Annotated in this window: 2 protein-coding genes; both read left to right on the top strand. The window is 31.6% G+C overall.

Annotated elements, in window-relative coordinates:
* Positions 1-1,442, top strand: a 1,442-nt coding sequence (locus Q0649_RS20785; protein ID WP_298846361.1) for an ABC transporter ATP-binding protein, incomplete at its 5' end; no start/stop codon positions are given.
* The coding region (locus tag Q0649_RS20780) for an ABC transporter ATP-binding protein (protein ID WP_298846360.1) at positions 1,432-3,023 on the top strand (1,592 nt) is incomplete at its 3' end. The genes Q0649_RS20785 and Q0649_RS20780, both read left to right, overlap by 11 nt.

Raw genomic sequence — 3,023 nt, 5'->3', positions numbered from 1 at the left:
TTATGATATACAATAATATAATGAATAAAAGTATTGAAGAGCTAGATAAAGAAAACATTGGGAATCTAATGACTAGAGCCATTTCTGATGTAGATATTTGTGTTGAGGGTATGCGAAAATTCACCACAGAGATATTTGACACCGGTGTGCTAATGGCTTCTTATTTTATATCAATGCTCTTTTATGATGTTAAAATGACTATTCTCTCCATTATTTTTATTCCAGTTGCTATGATTCTTGCTGAAAAACTAAAGAAAGTTATTTATAAATACACTATAGCCTTCCGTAAAAAAAGTAGCTATATTGCTAGTATCACTTATGATACCATTGAAAATGCAATGCTTTATCGTGCAAATGGGATGGAGGATCAAAATATGACAAGGTATAATGTAGAACTTACAGATTTACAAAATAAAGCTATTAAAGCTGAAATTTTAGAAAATTCTATGCGGCCAATCTATAATGTTATTGCAATGCTTGGAATAATAACTGTAATTTATCTTGGTGCTACGAAAGTAATTAATGGTAGATGGACTGTTGGTAACTTTTCTACTTACCTCATTATGTTTACCGCAATGGCTACTAAGGCGAGTAAAGCCGCCAACCTATTTAATTCTGTGCAAAAATCACAAATATCATGGAAACGCATTAAGCCCTATCTTACAAAATATAAGAGCAAAATCATAACGACTTGTTTTGATATAAATAACACAAGACTATTAATAGATAATCTTAGCTTTTGTTATCCTTCGAGCAAGGACAATATACTTGAAAATATTAGTTTTAAAGGAAAACAAGGTGAAATCATAGGTGTCACTGGTTCTATCGCTTCTGGAAAGTCTACACTTGGGCTATCGCTCCTTGGGTTATATCCATATATGGGCAGTGTGAAGATAGATGGAAAGGAGCTCAAAAATTATTCGCAGTACGAACGAAGTCAAATGATATCTTATTTGGGTCATAAGCCTCAATTACTTTCCGATAGCATTTATAACAATATAACTCTTGGTAATGGACAGGACATTTCTTCTGTCTTAAAAGATGTTTGCTTCGAAACTGATTTGAAATCAATGCCCCTTGGGAAAAATACATTAGTGGGCAACAGTGGAATTAGGCTAAGCGGTGGTCAACAGGCAAGGATATCACTTGCAAGAACTCTTTTAAGCAAAAGCAAAATCATCATTTTAGATGATCCATTTTCCGCTGTTGATATGAAGACAGAAGAAGAAATAATAAAAAACCTTAAAATTAATTATAATGACAGTTTAATAATACTAATTTCACATTGCCTAAGTATTTTTAATAAAGTGGACCGAATATTGTTTCTACGTAATGATAAAACAACAGATTATGGTACACATACTGAACTTATGAAAAGCTCTGATGTTTATAAAACGATATATAATCTGCAAGTTACTGGAGGTGATAATCATGAGAAATAGCCTAGTGAAAAACTCTCTTATTAAAGTTATTAAAAAAAACATAAAATTGGACGTATTATTAATTTTTGCTATATGTGGTGTTGTTATAACTAGCTTAATTCCTCCTCAAATATTAAAATATATTGTTGATCATAACCTTGTACTAAAAAATAGTAATGGACTTCTTAATTTAGCAATTGTATATATGGGAGTAATATTGTTTATTGGTATCTTTGATTTTATGAAGGAGGCTGTGCTTACAGTTTTGGGCCAAAAAATTACCAAAGAAATTAGACTTGATATGATGGAAAAATTAAAAAAAATAAATGCCATGTTTTTTTCGTCAAATGGGACAGGTACAGTTGTTTCAAGATTTACAAATGATGTAGATGCCATAAACTCCATGTTTACAAGTGGTATTATTGGAATGATGGTCGACTGCCTTAAAATTATAGGAATTATTGTTTCTATTTATACATTCAGTGCAAAACTTGGAATGGGTACTTTACTACTAATTCCTATTATTTATGCCATTACGAGGCTTTTTCAAAGAAGAATGTTAAAGGCAGAAATAAAAAATCGAATTTTAGTTGGCAAAGTAAACAATCATATTTCTGAAAGCTTAAAAAATATACAAATGATTAAATCCTATAGTAAAGAAAGCTACATGGAAAAAAACTATACCGCTTATTTGCTAGATAATTACAAAACCGTGGAGAAAGTAAATTTCTATAATTCTGTGTTTCCTCCCATTATCCAGCTTACTCGCGCTATAGTAATTGGTTTTATTGTAATATTATCCTCAAAACAACTAAACTATTTAGGTATATCGTTAGGTATGGTTGCTGCCTCTATTGAATTGATTTCTAATTTATTTACGCCTATAGAAAGTCTTGGAATGGAGCTTCAAGACATCCAAGAGGCCGTATCTGGTATTCATAGAGTCAACGATTTCTATAACTTACCAGAGGATCACAATAAAAGTAACGAACTTAAGGCGGAGGATATTATTCCAAGTCGTGAGGATATAAAATTATCATTTAATAATGTAACCTTTCAATATGAAAAAGGGACTGATATTTTAAAGAATATTAACCTTCATTTAAGTCCACAGGAAAAGGTTACATTTATAGGCAGAACAGGTGTTGGAAAATCCACATTATTCAAACTCGCTATGGGTTTTTTAAAGCCTTCAAATGGAAGCATTACCATAAATGGAATTGATGTTTATAATATAGCGAATTCTGAAAAGCGTAAAATATTTGGATATGTTGACCAAAGCTTTCATATGATAAATGGAACAGTAGCCGAGCAAATTAGTCTACAGGATGATAGCATTAAGAAAGACCAAATTGAAAATGCACTTGCTTTTGTGGGACTAACGGATTATGTAGTAGGGCTAAAAAATGGTATTGATACTCAAGTGAATAGTGACACTCTTTTTTCACAAGGTCAAAAGCAACTTCTTGCTATAGCAAGGGCGATTGTTACAGATCCTCCTATATTGCTACTTGACGAAATCACTGCAAATCTTGATTCTATAACAGAAAAAAAATTTATAGACGTATTGCAAAAAGCAAGCCACGCTCACACAATATTATC

Source organism: uncultured Clostridium sp. (assembly GCF_937920395.1).
GTDB lineage: Bacteria > Bacillota > Clostridia > Clostridiales > Clostridiaceae > Clostridium_AD.
Note: the sequence above shows the minus strand (reverse complement) of the source record. Positions and strands in the feature narration are given on the sequence as shown.